Below are 350 nucleotides of genomic sequence, written 5' to 3' on the forward strand. Positions count from 1 at the left end.
CCACTGGACGCTGCATCCCTGGGCGATCTACGCGGTCGCCGGACTCGCGATCGCCTACAGCACATTCCGCAAAGGCCGCTCCCAGTTGATCTCCTCGGTCTTCCGGCCCATCCTCGGTCGCAAGGCCGATGGCATCGGCGGCCAGGCGATCAACATGATGGCGATCTTCGCGACGCTGTTCGGTTCGGCCGCCTCGCTCGGCCTCGGGGCACTGCAGATCAGCGCCGGTATGGAATTCAACGGCTGGATCGACGCCATGGGCAAGGTCGGTCTGGTCGCCATCATCGCCGGTCTGACCGTCGCCTTCATCATCTCCGCCGTCTCGGGTATCGACCGCGGTATCCAATGGT

At 64.6% G+C, this 350-nt stretch carries 1 protein-coding gene; it reads left to right on the forward strand.

Translation table 11 applies throughout. From position 1 onward, the window contains the following. On the forward strand, positions 1-350 hold a 350-nt coding region (locus GV790_RS29285; protein ID WP_175586039.1), incomplete at both ends, for a BCCT family transporter.

The sequence above is a fragment of the Nocardia cyriacigeorgica genome (genome assembly GCF_010858045.1).
Lineage (GTDB): Bacteria > Actinomycetota > Actinomycetes > Mycobacteriales > Mycobacteriaceae > Nocardia > Nocardia cyriacigeorgica_E.